Origin of the sequence: Providencia sp. wls1922, assembly GCF_009706505.1 — a bacterium.
In the GTDB taxonomy this organism is placed as follows: Bacteria; Pseudomonadota; Gammaproteobacteria; order Enterobacterales; family Enterobacteriaceae; genus Providencia; species Providencia lanzhouensis.
The window spans coordinates 1-16777 of sequence record NZ_WLUG01000092.1 but is presented as its reverse complement, the minus strand read 5'-3'; the positions used below and the strand labels follow the sequence as shown (position 1 = coordinate 16777).

Annotated in this window: 16 protein-coding genes; 5 read left to right on the top strand and 11 right to left on the bottom strand. The window is 41.2% G+C overall.

From position 1 onward, the window contains the following. Positions 1 to 695: 695 nt before the first annotated feature. On the bottom strand, positions 696 to 1076 hold the full coding sequence (locus tag GKR71_RS11160; RefSeq protein ID WP_036952726.1) for a hypothetical protein: 381 nt from the start codon (positions 1074 to 1076) through the stop codon (positions 696 to 698). 174 nt (positions 1077 to 1250) lie between these two features. Between GKR71_RS11160 and yfbR the strand changes: the two genes are divergently transcribed. Next, positions 1251 to 1832: a 5'-deoxynucleotidase gene (gene yfbR, locus GKR71_RS11155; protein WP_036952723.1), complete on the top strand. Its 582-nt coding sequence runs from the start codon at positions 1251 to 1253 to the stop codon at positions 1830 to 1832. A gap of 95 nt (positions 1833 to 1927) precedes the next feature. Here the strand turns inward: yfbR and GKR71_RS11150 are convergent, their stop codons facing one another. The 5 genes from GKR71_RS11150 to yfbV form a co-directional block, all read right to left on the bottom strand. Further along, positions 1928 to 2347: a hypothetical protein gene (locus GKR71_RS11150; protein WP_051422684.1), complete on the bottom strand. Its 420-nt coding sequence runs from the start codon at positions 2345 to 2347 to the stop codon at positions 1928 to 1930. A gap of 156 nt (positions 2348 to 2503) precedes the next feature. Continuing rightward, positions 2504 to 4333 carry an SLC13 family permease gene (locus GKR71_RS11145; protein WP_036952721.1) on the bottom strand — a complete coding sequence of 610 codons (1830 nt, stop codon included), beginning with the start codon at positions 4331 to 4333 and terminating at the stop codon, positions 2504 to 2506. Positions 4334 to 4420: 87 nt separating this feature from the next. Continuing rightward, entirely contained in the window at positions 4421 to 5095 is a 675-nt protein-coding gene (locus tag GKR71_RS11140) for a sugar phosphatase (protein ID WP_036952718.1), read from the bottom strand. A gap of 69 nt (positions 5096 to 5164) precedes the next feature. After that, a complete protein-coding gene (locus GKR71_RS11135) occupies positions 5165 to 5659 on the bottom strand; it encodes a YfbU family protein (RefSeq protein WP_036952716.1) in 495 nt (164 codons plus the stop codon). A gap of 161 nt (positions 5660 to 5820) precedes the next feature. Next, entirely contained in the window at positions 5821 to 6276 is a 456-nt protein-coding gene (gene yfbV / locus GKR71_RS11130) for a terminus macrodomain insulation protein YfbV (RefSeq protein WP_036952713.1), read from the bottom strand. Between the two features lie 636 nt (positions 6277 to 6912). Here yfbV and ackA point away from each other — a divergent pair. From ackA to GKR71_RS20070, 3 genes are all read left to right on the top strand, one after another. Continuing rightward, positions 6913 to 8115, top strand: coding sequence for an acetate kinase (gene ackA / locus GKR71_RS11125; RefSeq protein WP_036952711.1), 1203 nt, complete (start codon positions 6913 to 6915; stop codon positions 8113 to 8115). A gap of 81 nt (positions 8116 to 8196) precedes the next feature. Further along, positions 8197 to 10326, top strand: a complete 2130-nt coding sequence (gene pta, locus GKR71_RS11120; RefSeq protein WP_154600249.1) for a phosphate acetyltransferase — start codon at positions 8197 to 8199, stop codon at positions 10324 to 10326. A gap of 138 nt (positions 10327 to 10464) precedes the next feature. Further along, entirely contained in the window at positions 10465 to 11196 is a 732-nt protein-coding gene (locus tag GKR71_RS20070; RefSeq protein ID WP_230085070.1) for a hypothetical protein, read from the top strand. A 441-nt stretch (positions 11197 to 11637) separates the two neighbouring features. Here the strand turns inward: GKR71_RS20070 and yfcD are convergent, their stop codons facing one another. Next, the gene (yfcD, locus tag GKR71_RS11110) at positions 11638 to 12180 is read right to left on the bottom strand and encodes an NUDIX hydrolase YfcD (protein ID WP_036952704.1); all 543 of its coding nucleotides are present in this window, start codon (positions 12178 to 12180) and stop codon (positions 11638 to 11640) included. A 270-nt stretch (positions 12181 to 12450) separates the two neighbouring features. On the opposite strand from yfcD, the gene GKR71_RS11105 reads away from it, so the two are divergent. Continuing rightward, on the top strand, positions 12451 to 13356 hold the full coding sequence (locus GKR71_RS11105) for a TIGR01777 family oxidoreductase (protein WP_036952702.1): 906 nt from the start codon (positions 12451 to 12453) through the stop codon (positions 13354 to 13356). Between the two features lie 18 nt (positions 13357 to 13374). On the opposite strand, the gene GKR71_RS11100 is transcribed toward GKR71_RS11105, so the two are convergent. The 4 genes from GKR71_RS11100 to GKR71_RS11085 form a co-directional block, all read right to left on the bottom strand. Then, positions 13375 to 13947: a UbiX family flavin prenyltransferase gene (locus GKR71_RS11100; protein ID WP_036952700.1), complete on the bottom strand. Its 573-nt coding sequence runs from the start codon at positions 13945 to 13947 to the stop codon at positions 13375 to 13377. 332 nt (positions 13948 to 14279) lie between these two features. Continuing rightward, the gene (gene purF / locus GKR71_RS11095; RefSeq protein WP_036952698.1) at positions 14280 to 15797 is read right to left on the bottom strand and encodes an amidophosphoribosyltransferase; all 1518 of its coding nucleotides are present in this window, start codon (positions 15795 to 15797) and stop codon (positions 14280 to 14282) included. 14 nt (positions 15798 to 15811) lie between these two features. Beyond that, a complete protein-coding gene (cvpA, locus tag GKR71_RS11090) occupies positions 15812 to 16315 on the bottom strand; it encodes a colicin V production protein (RefSeq protein ID WP_006660265.1) in 504 nt (167 codons plus the stop codon). Positions 16316 to 16492: 177 nt separating this feature from the next. Next, positions 16493 to 16777, bottom strand: a 285-nt coding sequence (locus tag GKR71_RS11085) for an SPOR domain-containing protein (protein WP_195848969.1), incomplete at its 5' end; no start/stop codon positions are given.

Below are 16777 nucleotides of genomic sequence, written 5' to 3'. Positions count from 1 at the left end.
TGTTATAACTAATTAAAATGACCCATCCTATAATCAAAGTTATCTCAAAATACTTTAAATTATTTAAGTGTGATTAATTTCAGGATGAGCAGGCAAATAGAATAGTCCTAAAAGAACCATTCTATTTATTACATATCATCTCTTAATACGACTATCTTTATCTGATATTTAAATGATAGAAATAAGATAAACTGCCGCAAGAAAAAACAACACTAATATTACTGGAAAGTATTTCATAAAAACCTCGATTAGCTGACAAGTTAGAATAATATCGATGATTATAAATCATTCTTCCTTTATATCAATTAATCGTTCAATAAATTAATTTCAATCCATTTAAGAGCATCCTTATGAGATTGACTGAATTCCTATTTATATATAACAATAAATCCATCCTTAGATTAACCATGTACTACAGCCATTAGAATGTATAAACACCACAGATATTGTTTTAGCATAACCATTTATGGATTAAATCTCTAAAAACTCAAAACCATTCAAATTAATATACTCTGCATGACCCTATTTATTTCTTTTTTCACCCTACTTTACATTAAGCTTATGGTTAGCCGAATTATGTTTAACGACTGTTAAATCTTCACACTAGAAATTTTCAAAGGTAATACATATCAACCTTATTTCAAATACTTTACCGATGTTTCTCGCAATAGCTATTTGATTGAAAAAAGAAAAACTCAGTAATACATAGACATTTTTGTCGAAAAAGTTCCTGATACTGGGTATGTAACATTTAATTGCTTGTTTTTACCATCAACGGATAATTTAACTCGCCCTATTTTTTTATCTTCCTCACTAATTGAGCAAAAAAATCCATCAGGCGTAGTATAAGAACCCGACAACGTTACAATATGAACACGCCAGTAATCACTTGTTTGTCCAACATCATGTTGAATAATATATTCAAATGCATTTTCAATCAGTTCATTATTTTGTATACCCCCAAGTGAAATTGAAGCCAATCTAATTGAAGTGTGCTGTAAATTAGCCATCAATATCTCTTCTCCCCAATGGTTTTCAAATGAGGCAATACCACCACTTAGTTTTTCTATGTTCATACATCCTCCTTTTTAGATAGAGTCTCATCATAGCGGTATTTAAGTAACCTTAAACCACTTGTATTTATTAGTTTTTTATAAGAAAAGCCCTCTTAAGCCTGACAAAATAAACTTACCAGCCTCATAAATTTTGAGATATAATTTAGACCATCACCGGATCACTGAAGAGGGATTATGAGTTATTTTTTTGCCCACCTTGCTAGAATGAAACTTATTCATCGCTGGCCACTCATGCGCAATGTGCGTACCGAGAATGTCTCCGAGCATAGCTTACAAGTTGCCATGGTAGCACATGCTCTTGCGGTCATTAAAAACCGCAAATTCGAGGGAAATGTCAACCCTGAAAAAATTGCGCTATTTGCCATGTATCATGATGCCAGTGAAGTCATCACTGGTGACTTACCAACGCCAATTAAATATCACAATCAGCAAATCGCCCACGAATATAAAAAAATCGAGAAATTTGCCCAGCAAAAATTGTTGGATATGCTGCCAGAAGAGTTGCAAGACGATTTTAAATGCTTACTGGTAGAAGATCTGCAATCCGAGGAAGAACATTTTATTGTAAAACAGGCAGATACCTTATGTGCCTATTTAAAATGTTTGGAAGAGCTATCCGCAGGTAATAGCGAATTCAAGTTAGCCAAAAGACGTCTTGAAAAAATGTTAGCGGAGCGCAATAGCCCTGAAATGGAATATTTTATAAAAACGTTTGTACCTAGCTTTACTCTGTCTTTAGATGAAATAAGCAATTAATATATAAGTAGTGGTATGCGATGCCCACTTATATAGTATATTTATTGTTCTACCAATCTAAAAACTTCAACTCTAAACTCGTCTAACAAAAGAGCTTAATCAACCTTTTCTAATTTTACATTACAACCTATCATTACAGAGAATGCAATATAAAATGTTTTTGCATCCCCATTAATACCCAATATTACAAACTCAGAATCATCAATTGAAATAGTACAACGTAAAGGTTCTTTCGTTTCATAAACCTCTCCACTCTTCGTGACTAATTTTAATGACCAAAAATCATATGAATCTATTTTATTTCGCTCAAATAATATAGTGAACACCTTTTTCAGTTCAGCCTTATTCGGAATGTCATATATTTCTTTTGAAGTTAACAGTTTTTTAGTTATATCAAAATAACCAGAGACAAAGTGAGTTAACACAACATGTGATAAATCCTCCCCCCAATAATTTTCAAAATCGCAATAACCGTAAACAAACTTCTCATTACCCCACGATTCATTTTTACTCATATCATCCGCCTATAATTAATAGATATTGAATTGAGGAGAATATCAACAAAAGATTTATCATTAAAATATATTAAATATTATAAATTTATTATTTTTAATATAAAAAGAGCCCTAATATATAATAGAGCTCTTTATTGATACTATTTTTGTATTTACTTAAAAAGGAAATAAGATAGGAATAACTGCCACACTGATAAACATTACAATTATCGTAAATGGCACGCCGATCTTCAGAAAATCTGCAAATTTATAACCACCGGGACCCAATACCAATGTATTCACAGGGGAAGAAACCGGGGTCATAAACGCAGCGGATGCCGCAATACCAATCACCATCGCAAAAGGTAATGGAGAGACATCCATTTGATGCGCAGCGGCAATCGCAATAGGCGCCATGAGTACCGCAGTAGCCGTATTGGAAATAAATAAGCCTATCGTCGCGCATAAAATAAACAGGCAGACTAGCATCACATGAGGACCTAATCCGCCAGCTACCTTCATTAGTGCATCTACCGCAAGGGCTATCCCCCCGGTTTCTTGTAAAGCGATAGCGAATGGCATCATGCCAACAATCAAAATAATACTCGGCCAATGAATCGATTTGTACGCGCTTTCCATATCAATACAGCGAAATTTTCCCATTAATAAACAGGCAATCAACGCCGCAATAAAGTTAGGGATTTCATTGGTAACCATCATCGCCACCATAAGCGCAAGGCAAAATAACGCATGAGGGGCTTGTGAGGAGGCAGGGGCAACAGCTTCGACTTCGGCGGCTAAGTTCAATACGATAAAATTACGCGGTTTTGTTGATAGAACACGGATCAATTTCCAATCACCGATGACCAGTAAAATATCCCCCAAGCGCAAAGGTTCATCCACCAGTTTTCCATCAAGCGCTTTTCCATCGCGACGGATCCCGACGACGTTTAAACCATATCGGGTACGAAATTTAATCTCTCGTAAACTTTTACCTAGCAATTCCGAGTCCGGGTTCATGGAAACTTCCGCCATCCCCACATCCCTCGATTGCTCGGAAAAATAATCCCCACGCAAAATCATCGGCTCAAGAAGCTGTTCACTACAAAATTGGCGCAGTTCATCGTCAGTCACTGAAATATCAATTAGCAAAACATCACGCTCACGTAGCTCCGTTCCCCCCGTTGCACTCACCATCACACGGCGAAACTTACGCCAGCGCTCAATCCCCACAACGTTTGCACCATAACGGGAACGCAAATGAAGCTCATCAAGCGTGTGTCCAATCAGTGAAGAACCTTTACGAATCGCTAATCGGCGGGCACGCCCAGCCAGTTTATAATCGCGGATCAAATCACGAAAACTACGTTGATATTTAACAGGTTGTTTATCCGGTTCATTGCTACCCAACCAGCGGCGAGTCAACCACATATAGCCAATACCCGCGACTAAAATAAGAAGTCCTATTGGGGTGATTGAGAAAAATTGAAAGCTGGGTAATCCTTCGCGAACTAATTCACTGTTGACCACCATGTTGGGAGGAGTTGCGACTAATGTCATCATGCCGCTGATTAAGCCAGCAAAGCCCAGCGGCATCATTAATCGACTTGGTGAGGTTTTCATCCGTGCTGCGACACTGAGCACCACCGGAATAAAGATAGCTACCACGCCAGTGGAGCTCATAAATGCACCGAGCCCCGCCACCGTCATCATTAAAAAGACGAGCATTTTACTTTCGCTGCTGCCTGCAACTCGGACGAGCCACTCCCCCATTTGATAGGCAATTCCGGTACGAACCAGACCATCACCGATGACAAACAGAGCGGCAATCAACAAAACGTTAGGATCCGCAAAACCCGCCGTTGCCTGTTGTAAGGTCAGTGTATCGCTTAATACAAACGCCACAATGACTAATAAGGCAACCACATCCATGCGGACTTTATTGGTAGTAAATAGAACAACCGCGATCAATAGTAGGGTTAGCACCCACAGCAATTCTCCGTTCAAAGTATCCCCTTTCGACGAAAAAAAACAGGCTAAAGATTTTAGTTAGTTAACCATGTTTTTCAGAGGATTTCTTTGATTAGATCGCAATTAGACGTTTTTCGACACGAAAAGCTCAAAATAGCCGTTATCGTCAGGACCTGTCACGGAAATTTGTTCTAATGTACTAATAATCGCAGAGATTTCATCTCTTCTCGGCATGCCTTCTGGAGCGTGAACTGCAATAACTTGGCAGCCCGCACTTAATGCTGAATGGATCCCCGCTGGCGCATCTTCAAAAGCAATGCACTCTTCAGGAGGCAGTTCGAGGCTTTTCGCCCCTAATTGGAAAGGTTCTGGGTCTGGTTTACCTTTCGAGACTTTTTCAAACGTGACCCAATGTTTAGGTTCAGGTAAACCCGCTGCTGCTCGGCGTCCGTGAGCAATGGGTACTGTACCTGATGTCACAATCGCCCAAGGGGCACCTAATTTATTCAGTAAAGATAACAGTGCTATTGCACCTGGCAGTGCAACAACCCCCTCCATATCTTCACTTTCCATCTTCTCTAACCAACGAAAATGGCTTTGCAGCTCTTCTTCGCTTGCATTAGGTAGGAAATGGCGCAATGTGGTCATTGCAGGTTTTCCATGAATGTAGTCGATAATCGCTTGCTTATCTTCACCAATTCTATCGCCGAATAAACACCAACAGCGCTCAACAACAGCGAGTGAGTCCGCCAACGTGCCATCGAGATCGAATAAAAAACCTTTTGCTTTTAACTTCACATCAAACCCTTTTTCAGAAAATCGTGCTACCTAATGCAAGACGTAAATGTGTCTACCTAAAAAGATAGGTTAAGCATTGAGAATTTGAGAAACCTCAACCGCTGAAAGGTGATATTGGCGAGGGCAAGCTTGCCAAATTTTCAGCATTCTTAAATATTTATCCCACATTGGTGTTTGTGAGTTAAAGCCATGAGTTCCGCTATCGAAATGGGTATATCGCCCTTCTGTATTAACCATAAAGCGCACGTAACTCAGATAACGCGCTTCCGTTGCGGCATCAAAGCCCAAAAACTGCACACGACGACCATCCACACCATGTTTGTCTTCCATGTTGCCGTAAGAAACTTGCAGCGCATGGTACATTTCCATCACTTCAATAACTGTACGACACGTTTGCTCGCTGAGTTCACCAAAATCCCTATCCAGCTCGCGCATTTGTAAACCAAATCCACGCTCAATGATAGTTTGCAGACGGCGGTAACGCTCCGCGTTATCTGGGTCTAACATGGTCATCATTTTATATTGATTGGATAAAATTAAGCGTTCAGCATTGGTCATTTCCATCACAGCTCTCCGTAGATAATTTTCTGCAATCTTCGCATTCAATGTTGATAATGCACAGATTAAATATCACTTTTATTGATCTAAACAGTTATTTTGCGTTAATTACTGTTAAATAAAGGTTTGTTATCAAATTGAATGCTAAATAAGGTTCAATGAACCGTTTAGATATCTTCCATAAAGGTATGATCTAACTGATTGAACGCTTTTTTCAAAAGTTCGGCTAGCGCCATATAATCAGGCTGCTGCTCAACGGGTGCCATCGCTATTCCCGCTTCGGTAAATTTATCGCGAATTTCATAGAACCAGCTTAATAACCCTGCCGGTAATGGTGTGACGGCACGCTTACCTAACCACCATAATCCTTGCATTGGCAAGCTGCAGGCAAATAGCGCCGTTGCGACAGCTGGACCTAACTGCCCGCCTAACGCAATTTGCCAAGCCAGCGTAAATATCGCAATGGGCGGCATAAAGCGGATCCCAAACCGAATCGCTTTATTGATACGTAGTTCAGGAAACAGTGGCGTTAGCTTTTTTTCCATAGGGAAAACCTTCAGATAGTGATTACCTAATCTGAAGCGTTTGAAAAAACCCGGAGGGGTACTCTGCATTGTGCTCATCAATTAATTTCCTACTACTATTGATTTTCTACTGCCATTCATTTTCTATCGCTATTCATTTCTGGATGTCATCACAAAAACAATATCAATCTATGGCTAGCTTACGTCAAATTGAGCGTGAACGCACACTCAGTTTTTAAGTTAATTTTCACAAATTTAGCTTTAATTAAGCTAACTTAAATGAAACCCGCTATTCTCTTGAATGCGTAACTCACCGCTATAACTACACTTTATATGGCATTTATGATTTTAATCAACCAAACGCCCTATTTTTAAAAAAAACATATAAAATATAAAATAGTTTTAGTAGAATCGACCGTAATTAGAATTACTGCCGAACTATGTTACTTAATAGTTCTCTTTAATAAGTAAACAACAGTGATATATTGGGGTTCTGCGCGTTATTTCAACACGATACTGTGACTTATTTCTCACAGTTATTTAACAGCATCACGTAACGTTTGCGCGAGAAAACCCTGTAAAATCATCGACCCATGTACTTTTTTGCACATATCATGATATCAATCATGAATTGGTCGGATATAAATGCGCTAGGCTCTAGCGAATTACATTTTTCAACTAAGTCTGTGTGTCCTCATAACGGGCTTCACAACATCAACTAAGATAGGTATTTCCATGTCAAGTAAGCTGGTACTGGTTTTAAACTGCGGTAGCTCCTCACTGAAATTTGCAATCATCGATCCGACTAATGGAGATGAATTTCTATCAGGTTTAGCTGAATGTTTTAATTTGCCTGAAGCCCGCATTAAATGGAAAATGGACGGTGAAAAACATGAGGCACCTTTAGGTGCAGGCGCTGCGCATAGCGAAGCACTGAACTTCATCGTAAATACGATTCTTGCTGCGAAGCCTGAATTGTCAGCACAAATTTCCTCTATTGGTCACCGTATTGTTCATGGTGGCGAGAAATTTACTTCTTCTGTTGTTATTGACGACGAAGTTATCGCGGGTATTAAAGCGGCAATCCCATTCGCGCCTTTACATAACCCAGCTCACCTTATTGGTATTGAAGAGGCGAGAAAATCATTCCCTCATCTGATCACCAAAAACGTAGCGGTATTCGATACAGCGTTCCATCAGACCATGCCTGAAGAAGCTTACCTGTATGCACTGCCATACGAATTATATTCCGAGCACAGCATCCGTCGTTATGGTGCGCACGGTACTAGCCATTTCTACGTTTCTCGTGAAGCCGCGAAAAAACTGAACAAGCCAGTTGATGAACTGAACGTTATCACTTGCCATTTAGGTAATGGTGGTTCAGTATCTGCTATCGTTAACGGTAAATGTGTTGATACATCAATGGGTTTAACTCCATTAGAAGGCTTAGTCATGGGAACTCGTAGCGGCGATATCGACCCTGCGATTATTTTCCACTTGCATGATTCATTAGGCATGAGCGTTGACCAAATCAACAAAATGCTGACCAAAGAGTCTGGCTTACTGGGCTTAACTGGCGTGACTAGCGACTGCCGTTATGTTGAAGATAACTACGGCACTAAAGCGGATGCAACCCGTGCAATGGATGTGTTCTGCCACCGTTTAGCAAAATATGTTGGTGCGTACAGCGCGCTGATGGAAGGTCGTCTTGATGCAATCATCTTCACTGGTGGTATCGGTGAAAACTCTGCACAAGTGCGTGAAATCACGCTGAAGAAACTGGCAATTCTTGGTTTCGAATATGACCACGAGCGCAACTTAGCAGCACGTTTCGGTAAAGAAGGTGTTATCACCACCGACAACAGCCGCCCGGCACTGGTTATCCCAACCAATGAAGAGTTGGTGATTGCCCAAGATGCTGCACGCTTAACAGCATAAAGACTTTCTTGCCGCCAGCCTTATGCTGGCGGTACTGCTTTAGAGTAACCAAAAAACGAGGTTCCTGTGTCCCGTACAATTATGCTAATTCCTACTGGCACCAGCGTTGGTTTAACCAGCGTTAGTCTGGGTGTCGTCCGCTCAATGGAACAAAAAGGTGTCCAGCTGAGCGTGTTTAAACCTATCGCACAACCACGCGTTTCCGGTAATAAAGACCAAACTACCGAAGTTTTACGTTCTCACTCCAGCATCACAACCATTGTTGAGCCTTTAACAATGGAATATGTTGAGTCTCTACTGACTTCATCAAAGAAAGACATTCTGATGGAAGAGATTGTGGCGCGCTACCACGACCACACTAAAGATGCAGAAGTGATCCTGATCGAAGGTTTAGTCCCAACTCGCAAGCACTCTTTTGCTCAATCACTGAACTACGAAATTGCTAAAACCCTAGGTGCTGAAATTGTATTTGTTACTGCACCGGGCAATAGCTCAATCCAGCAAATGCAAGAGCGTTTAGAGCTGGTTCGTAACGAATTTGGTGGCCAACGTAATGAAAGCATCATCGGGGTTATCGTTAACAAAGTTAACGCCCCCGTTGATGAACAAGGTCGTACTCGCCCTGACCTGTCTGAAATCTTTGATGATTCAACCAAAGCGACTGTGGCAAATATCGATGCCAAAGCGCTGGAGTGTTTAAATCTACCCGTTTTAGCGTCAATTCCTTGGAACTTTGACCTGATTGCCACTCGTGCAATCGACATGGCAAAACACTTAAATGCGAAAGTCGTTAACGAAGGTGAAATCAATACTCGCCGCGTTAAATCCGTCACTTTCTGCGCACGTAGCATTCCACACATGCTGGAACACTTCCGCCCAGGTTCATTATTAGTGACCTCTGCGGATCGCCCTGACGTACTGGTTTCCGCCTCTTTAGCAGCAATGAATGGCGTCGAAATTGGGGCTATCTTATTAACAGGCGGCTATGATATCGATGCACCTATTCGCAAACTTTGTGAACAAGCATTCGAAACTGGCTTACCTGTGTTTATGGTGAACAGCAACACATGGCAAACTTCACTGAATCTGCAAAGCTTCAGCCTTGAAGTACCTGCTGATGACCATGAGCGTATCGAGAAAATTCAAAACTATGTGGCTCGCCACATTAGCAGTAACTGGATTGAATCTCTGGTTGCTGATTCTGAGCGTCCTAACCGTCTGTCTCCTCCGGCGTTCCGTTACCAGTTAACTGAACTGGCTCGTAAAGCAGGCAAACGTATCGTCCTGCCAGAAGGTGATGAACCACGTACCGTTAAAGCAGCATCGATTTGTGCTGAACGTGGTATCGCGACCTGCGTATTGTTAGGTAATCCTGATGATATCCGCCGTGTTGCAGCATCTCAGGGTATCGAATTAGGCGCTGGCATCGAAATCGTTGACCCAATTAAAGTTCGCGAAGAATATGTTGCACGCTTAGTCGAACTGCGTAAGAGCAAGGGCATGACCGAAGTGGTTGCTCGGGAACAATTGGAAGATAACGTTGTTCTGGGCACATTGATGCTGGAAAAAGGCGAAGTGGATGGTCTGGTCTCTGGTGCGGTTCATACCACCGCAAACACCATCCGCCCACCACTACAGTTAATCAAAACTGCGCCAGGTAGCTCATTAGTTTCTTCTGTATTCTTTATGCTGCTGCCAGAGCAAGTGTTTGTTTATGGTGACTGTGCGATTAACCCAGATCCAACGGCAGAGCAACTGTCTGAAATCGCAATTCAATCTGCGGATTCAGCAAAAGCCTTTGGTATCGAGCCTCGCGTTGCGATGATCTCTTACTCAACGGGTAATTCCGGTGCGGGTAGCGATGTTGAGAAAGTGCGTGAAGCAACACGTTTAGCGCAAGAAAAACGCCCTGACCTGATGATCGATGGTCCGTTACAGTACGATGCTGCAGTAATGGCAGATGTGGCTAAATCTAAAGCGCCAAACTCACCGGTTGCAGGTAAAGCAACTGTGTTTATCTTCCCAGACTTGAACACCGGTAATACTACCTATAAAGCAGTACAACGTTCTGCTGACTTAGTCTCTATCGGTCCAATGCTGCAAGGTATGCGTAAACCCGTTAACGACTTATCCCGTGGTGCACTGGTAGACGATATTGTTTACACCGTTGCACTGACTGCTATTCAAGCGGTACAAAACGAAAACGCATAATCTTAGTTATTAAGTATTGAGTTAAAAGGTCAATCCAGAAATGGGTTGACCTTTATTTTTTCATCGCTATCTGAAAATAACATCCTCCCATTTCCATATCATTAACCTCTATATTTTCACAAAATATTGAGGTTAATTATGATTCTTTCCCATAGAGTTCATATTAAGTTTGAACAGATAAAATTAACAGATCATTTTAAAAACACCGCTGAGAATGAGTTTTCCCGCAATATAATTGGCATTAAAAATATCCAAGAAGCCGAAAAAGGTGTCTGTTATGGATTAACACATGCTTTCTTATTTTATGCCCATGCAAATGATGAAAAGAAATATATAAAAAATCTGGCACACGCATTAAAAAAAACACATAACGCCAAAGAAAACACTCGTCACTATCGTACTTTTTTAAATGATGCTTTCTGTCAAATTATTTATAAACAAGCATCGGTTGACTATGCCCTTCACATTGACAACGCCATAAAAAAGTTTGATTTTTCAAATGATAGTCATGAATTAAAACAAAAAAAAATGCTTGACTCCATCAGTGAAATCTTTTTAAAAAATAGCGCATTGTTACTCGATAATATAAAAGAAGATGATGTTATCAACTTAAAAAAAGCATTACATCAGCTATATTCTTATGCATATTCTACATCCGCAAACGCCAGGGAAGATATATTAAAAGGGAAAAGCCACTTTGAATGTCATTTAATAAAGTTAACCGCTCGAGAAATTAAGAGAAAATGTTCTAATTTTGCAAAAACTGACTTATCACTCAAAGGTATGAAACCTTTTTTTGAACTGGTTAAAAATCACCAGAAAAAAATCATTAAGTACCAAATAATACAAAAAATAGCCAATATAATATAAAGTATGATACCTATACGATTATTGATAATGATATAAAATTAAATCCGCAAAATTATATAACCTTCGAGCAATTCAAACAGCGTATTAATAATCGGCTACAGCAACAGAAGGATACCATTTGTGATTTTATTACTAAAAATCATGCCATGGGGATCACAATTAAACATATCAACGATAAAGTTATATTCAAGTTCTTTGAACCTAATAAAGGGCTTTATATAACAAAAAATAAGAAAAAGTTTTTTAATCTCATTGAGAAAACAATGTCTCAGCAAGCATGCTTAGTTAATGCTCAACACGAGAAAATCATCGAGGTTAATACTTCCTACGCCGATAAACTTCATCAATATCCGCTATCCAATAAAATCAAAGAACCTAAATTTTATAAATCATAAAAATACAAAAGGACTACCAAGGTAGTCCTAATTTCAATACTCGCATTTACTCTGGGTTTGAACAACTAATCGCCTTATCCGCTTCATTATTACGTGTTAACCATAATGACAGCGCTTTGAGTGAATCTGGCGTGAACTCATCGCAACGAGCGGTAATTTCCTTAGGTGTCAACCAACTTACTTCCGCGACTTCACTTTCTTGCAAAGCAAAAGGACCGTGGCTCACACAACTAAATAATCCACCCCACACACGGCAAATTTCATTTTCATAGTAGAAAGTGCCATGCTCTGCAAACGGAACGCCAGCAATCCCCAATTCTTCTTCAGCTTCGCGCTTAGCTGATTCAAGGATCTGTTCATCTTGCATCACGACACCGCCCGCCGTTGCGTCCAAAAGCCCTGGGTAGAAATCTTTAATGTCAGTTCTTCGTTGCACCAGAATTTTACCCATACCATCGTGCACCACGATATAGGTCGCACGGTGGCGTAAGTTTTCTGCACGCATTTGGCTACGAGTTGCTTGCGCTATTACATTATTATCTTCGTCAACGATATCTACCCATTCGACGAATTCGGTCTGTTGTTCCATCCTGAAAACCTTATTTAGCTTGCCCACCAAAATACTTTGATACAAGGTATTCTTTTCGCATATATGTTGCAAGGGATCCTAACCAAATTTGACCTTGCTTTCCATCACAAAAATCAATGCATCTCTTTAAGATACAGTACAAAATTCTTTTTTGTGAAGCGTTAACTGAAACCCAACAATTCCCATTTGCAAATGCTATAGTTATCTTTACAGGGTGGTAAAAATTGGATTATTTAGAGTGTGATAGCGCTTTAAATAGGGGGATAAAAAATGAGAATTCTAATAACAGGCGGAACAGGGTTAATTGGTACCCAACTAGTTCAAACGTTAGTGATGCATTCACATCAGGTCACTGTGTTAAGCCGTTCACCACAAAAAGTATACAGTTTATTTTGTAAAGCCGTTGAATGCTGGACAACCCTTCAAGATAAAACCTCTCTTGATGGCTTTGATGTGGTCATCAACCTTGCTGGTGAACCTATCGCAGAAAAACGTTGGACGGCAGCACAAAAACAGATCCTTTGTGATAGTCGCTGGAAAATCACGCAACAATTGACGAATTTAATCAAAGCCAGTCAAAACCCACCGAGCGTATTCCTGTCAGGTTCTGCTGTTGGTTACTATGGCGACCAAGGTCAATCGGTCGTGACGGAAGAAGATCAACCTCATGATGAATTTACCCATCAACTAGCTGCTCACTGGGAAGCTATCGCCCAAGAAGCGCAATCGGATAAAACCCGAGTTTGTTTACTACGTACTGGATTAGTTTTATCCCCTAACGGCGGTTTGCTCGCTAAAATTCTGCCTATTTTTAAAATGGGTGCTGGTGGACCGATTGGTCACGGAAAACAATTTATGCCGTGGATCCATATTAACGATATGGTGAAGGCGATTTTATTCCTAATGGAGACGCCAACCCTCTCCGGCCCATTTAATATGACCTCGCCTTACCCTGTCCATAATGATCAATTTGCCGCCATGATGGGGGATGTTACCAACCGCCCTTCCTTTATCCGCACCCCAGCATTTGCAGTCAGGGGTGTACTTGGGGAATCCGCGACATTATTACTTGGTGGACAACAAGCCATACCTAAACGTTTAGAAGAGGCTGGCTTTGAATTTGAATTTATTGAGCTGAGAATTGCACTTGAAGATTTGTTAGCACCAAAATCATGATTATTTTAAAAACAGGCACTATTTAGCGCCCTGCCAACGGGTAAATAAATCTTGTTCAAGCTCGATATCAAATTGGTCAAGAACGCGGTTAACAGTCTGGTTAACAATATCTTGAATAGATTGAGGCTGGTGATAAAACGCAGGCATTGGGGGCATAATCACCGCTCCCATTTCTGCGGCTTGTACCATCAATTTCAAATGGCCAATATGCAGCGGTGTTTCACGCACGCCCAGCACCAACTTTTTCCCTTCTTTCAAAACGACATCTGCGGCACGGGTAACTAACGTGTCTGTATAGCTGTGAACGATGCCAGAAAGAGTTTTCATGGTACACGGCATGATGACCATGCCCGCAGTACGAAAAGAGCCTGAGGAGATAGCAGCGGCGATATCGCGGCTATCATAAACATGGTCCGCAAGCTGTTGTACATCTTTAACACTGAATTCTGTTTCCAGTGCTAATGTCTGACGCGCAGCTGCACTCATCACTAGGTGGGTTTCCACATCCTTCACAGGTTTGAGCACTTCCAGCAATCTAATGCCATAGATTGCTCCACTTGCGCCTGTTAACCCAATGATCAATTTTTTCATGTTCAGCCCCAATTCACGTCATTTCTTGCATTATATATTAAATATCGTGAAGTAGTGAGTGAGAGGCGAAGTGTGGAGGTCAGGATAGTGAAAATACAGAGCAAAACTTTACTCACTGAATAAGCAGTCATCAATAAAGGAAACTTGAACGGAGGGTAATTCAGACTAACTTCATTTTCAGCTTAGTTTTAAATTTAATCCTCTAAATAATTCATGTTGTAGCTAGGCGGCAAGTTAGCTAATCCCTAGGAGCATACACAAGTATGTGACTAGGGTTAGCTAATGCAGCCAACAACGCTACAGCGTGAAGTATGACGAGGATTCCCTAACGTTTAGCCTTCGTTGTAAATCTCTAAATCCTCAACATCACTCTGATCTTTCAACTTCAACTCATCATCTTTGCGCAGATTTTCTAGATAGTCTAAATAGCTTTGGTCGATATCTTTGGTCACGTAGATGCCATCAAATACTGAACATTCAAATTCATTGATTTCCGGATTTTCTTCACGAACCGCATCGATGAGGTCGCTGAGATCTTGGAAAATTAGACCATCTGCGCCAATCAGCTTACGAATTTCATCCACTTCTCGACCATGTGCAATCAACTCATTCGCATTTGGCATATCGATTCCGTAGACGTTAGGGAAGCGAACTTCTGGTGCGGCTGAAGCAAAGTAGACATTCTTTGCACCCGCCTCACGAGCCAATTCAACGATCTGTTCTGATGTGGTACCGCGCACAATAGAGTCATCCACCAGCAGAACGTTTTTATCACGAAACTCTGCACGGTTAGCATTTAGCTTACGGCGCACGGATTTACGACGTTCTTGTTGCCCAGGCATGATAAAGGTACGTCCAACATAGCGGTTTTTCACAAAACCTTGGCGATACGGTTTATCTAGGATATGGGCGATTTCTAACGCGATATCGCATGAGGTTTCAGGGATTGGGATCACTACATCAATATGCAGATCCTCCCATTCACGAGCAATTTTCGCGCCCAATTTTTGCCCCATACGTAATCTTGCGTTATACACCGAGATTTTATCGATAAACGAATCTTGGCGAGCAAAATAAACATATTCAAAAATACACGGTGTCAGCTGCGGGTTCTCTGCACATTGGCGGGTAAATAATTTGCCATCTTCAGTGACATATACCGCTTCGCCTGGTGCAACATCACGTAGGAATTCGAAACCTAAAGTATCGAGAGCCACACTTTCAGAGGCGACCATGTATTCATGTTCGCCAGTCGCTAGAATACGGCGACCAAGGACTAATGGGCGAATACCGTGAGGATCACGGAATGCCACCATCCCGTGACCAATAATCAATGCCACGCAAGCATAGGCACCACGGATTTTTTTGTGCATTGATGCTACAGCACTAAAAATGTTGTCGGGTTCGAGAGGAAAATGATCAAACTTATCTAATTCGTATGCTAATACGTTTAGAAGAATTTCGGAATCTGACGTGGTATTCACATGGCGACGCGCTGTTTCAAATAGGCTCCGAGCAAGTTCGTGAGCATTTGTCAGGTTACCATTATGCGCAAGGGTGATACCAAAAGGAGAGTTAACGTAAAAAGGCTGGGCTTCGGATGCGCTGGAACTACCCGCAGTTGGATAACGCACATGTCCAATACCCATCGAGCCTTGAAGGCGCAGCATGTGGCGCGTTTCAAAGACGTCTTTTACTAAACCATTTGCTTTACGCAAACGGATATTGTTTTTACCATCAATAGTCGCAATACCCGCTGCATCTTGCCCACGGTGCTGTAGCACCGTTAACGCATCATAAATTGATTGGTTTACCGGTGAAACACCGGCGATACCGACAATACCGCACATTTAGTCTTTCCTCATCAGCCAGACGGAGAGATATTCTCCGGTAGGAAACTTGACGCATTTTGCAGGTAGTCAAAGAACCACCTAATTATATGACTGAACTGCGGAATAAGCTGTGAACGATGCCAGTCCTCACTTTGAGGAAGCGGTGTAAATGTATCGAGAAAGAACAATAGCGCCGATACAATTAATACCCCACGCAACGCACCGAAGCAGATCCCCAGTACACGATCTGTACCCGATAATCCGGTTTTTTGTACTAATGAGCTAATCACATAGTTCACCACTGCACCGACAATCAATGTCGCGATAAACAGCGCTGCAATCGCAATACCATTACGAACTAAAATATCCTCAAAGTTCGTAAAGTAACTCGCTAAATAAGGGTAAAACGTACTTGCTACGAAGAACGCACAACCCCAAGTGATTAACGATAATGCCTCACGTACAAATCCACGGATCAGGCTTACCAGTGCCGAGAAGCCAATAATGGCGATAATTGTGTAATCAATCCAGACCATATTTCATTCCAAAATTCGCATTCACGTCAGCGGCGAATGCATTCTAACAGAAAACGAAAACGTTTGCGTAACCATTTTTCATCGAATTTAAAAAAATCAGCGGCGAAAAGAAAAAATCATAATCGCCGCAGTAAGTTACTAAATACCCTTATTTTTTAGGGATAACTGAATGTCAATTTAAGGCTTAAAGGCTTGGATTATCCCTTTTGTACCGGTAATTGCGTTCAGTTCAGGTAAAGCCGATTCAAGCTTCTGCCTTGATGCTTCTGGTCCCACATAAATACGCGTTAATTTGTTGTTCACTGGTTGCGCTGGCACCGTATAAACCTGATACCCAGACAATCTTAGCTTCGCCACAATTTCTTCAACCTTGCTGGCATTATTGAGGGCAATCACTTGCACCACATACGCTTTACCTTGAGGTTCTTGTTTCGGCTCTGGCTTCGGTTCAGGTTTAGGTTC

What these genes read in the sequence shown, in the direction of transcription:
- purF (WP_036952698.1), bottom strand. Translation starts at nt 15,797, where the DNA reads ATGTGCGGTATTGTCGGTATCGCCGGTGTTTCACCGGTAAACCAATCA.
- GKR71_RS11105 (WP_036952702.1), top strand. Translation starts at nt 12,451, where the DNA reads ATGAGAATTCTAATAACAGGCGGAACAGGGTTAATTGGTACCCAACTA.
- GKR71_RS11150 (WP_051422684.1), bottom strand. Translation starts at nt 2,347, where the DNA reads ATGAGTAAAAATGAATCGTGGGGTAATGAGAAGTTTGTTTACGGTTAT.
- cvpA (WP_006660265.1), bottom strand. Translation starts at nt 16,315, where the DNA reads ATGGTCTGGATTGATTACACAATTATCGCCATTATTGGCTTCTCGGCA.
- GKR71_RS11100 (WP_036952700.1), bottom strand. Translation starts at nt 13,947, where the DNA reads ATGAAAAAATTGATCATTGGGTTAACAGGCGCAAGTGGAGCAATCTAT.
- yfbR (WP_036952723.1), top strand. Translation starts at nt 1,251, where the DNA reads ATGAGTTATTTTTTTGCCCACCTTGCTAGAATGAAACTTATTCATCGC.
- GKR71_RS20070 (WP_230085070.1), top strand. Translation starts at nt 10,465, where the DNA reads ATGATTCTTTCCCATAGAGTTCATATTAAGTTTGAACAGATAAAATTA.
- yfbV (WP_036952713.1), bottom strand. Translation starts at nt 6,276, where the DNA reads ATGAGCACAATGCAGAGTACCCCTCCGGGTTTTTTCAAACGCTTCAGA.
- yfcD (WP_036952704.1), bottom strand. Translation starts at nt 12,180, where the DNA reads ATGGAACAACAGACCGAATTCGTCGAATGGGTAGATATCGTTGACGAA.
- GKR71_RS11160 (WP_036952726.1), bottom strand. Translation starts at nt 1,076, where the DNA reads ATGAACATAGAAAAACTAAGTGGTGGTATTGCCTCATTTGAAAACCAT.
- pta (WP_154600249.1), top strand. Translation starts at nt 8,197, where the DNA reads ATGCTAATTCCTACTGGCACCAGCGTTGGTTTAACCAGCGTTAGTCTG.
- GKR71_RS11135 (WP_036952716.1), bottom strand. Translation starts at nt 5,659, where the DNA reads ATGGAAATGACCAATGCTGAACGCTTAATTTTATCCAATCAATATAAA.
- ackA (WP_036952711.1), top strand. Translation starts at nt 6,913, where the DNA reads ATGTCAAGTAAGCTGGTACTGGTTTTAAACTGCGGTAGCTCCTCACTG.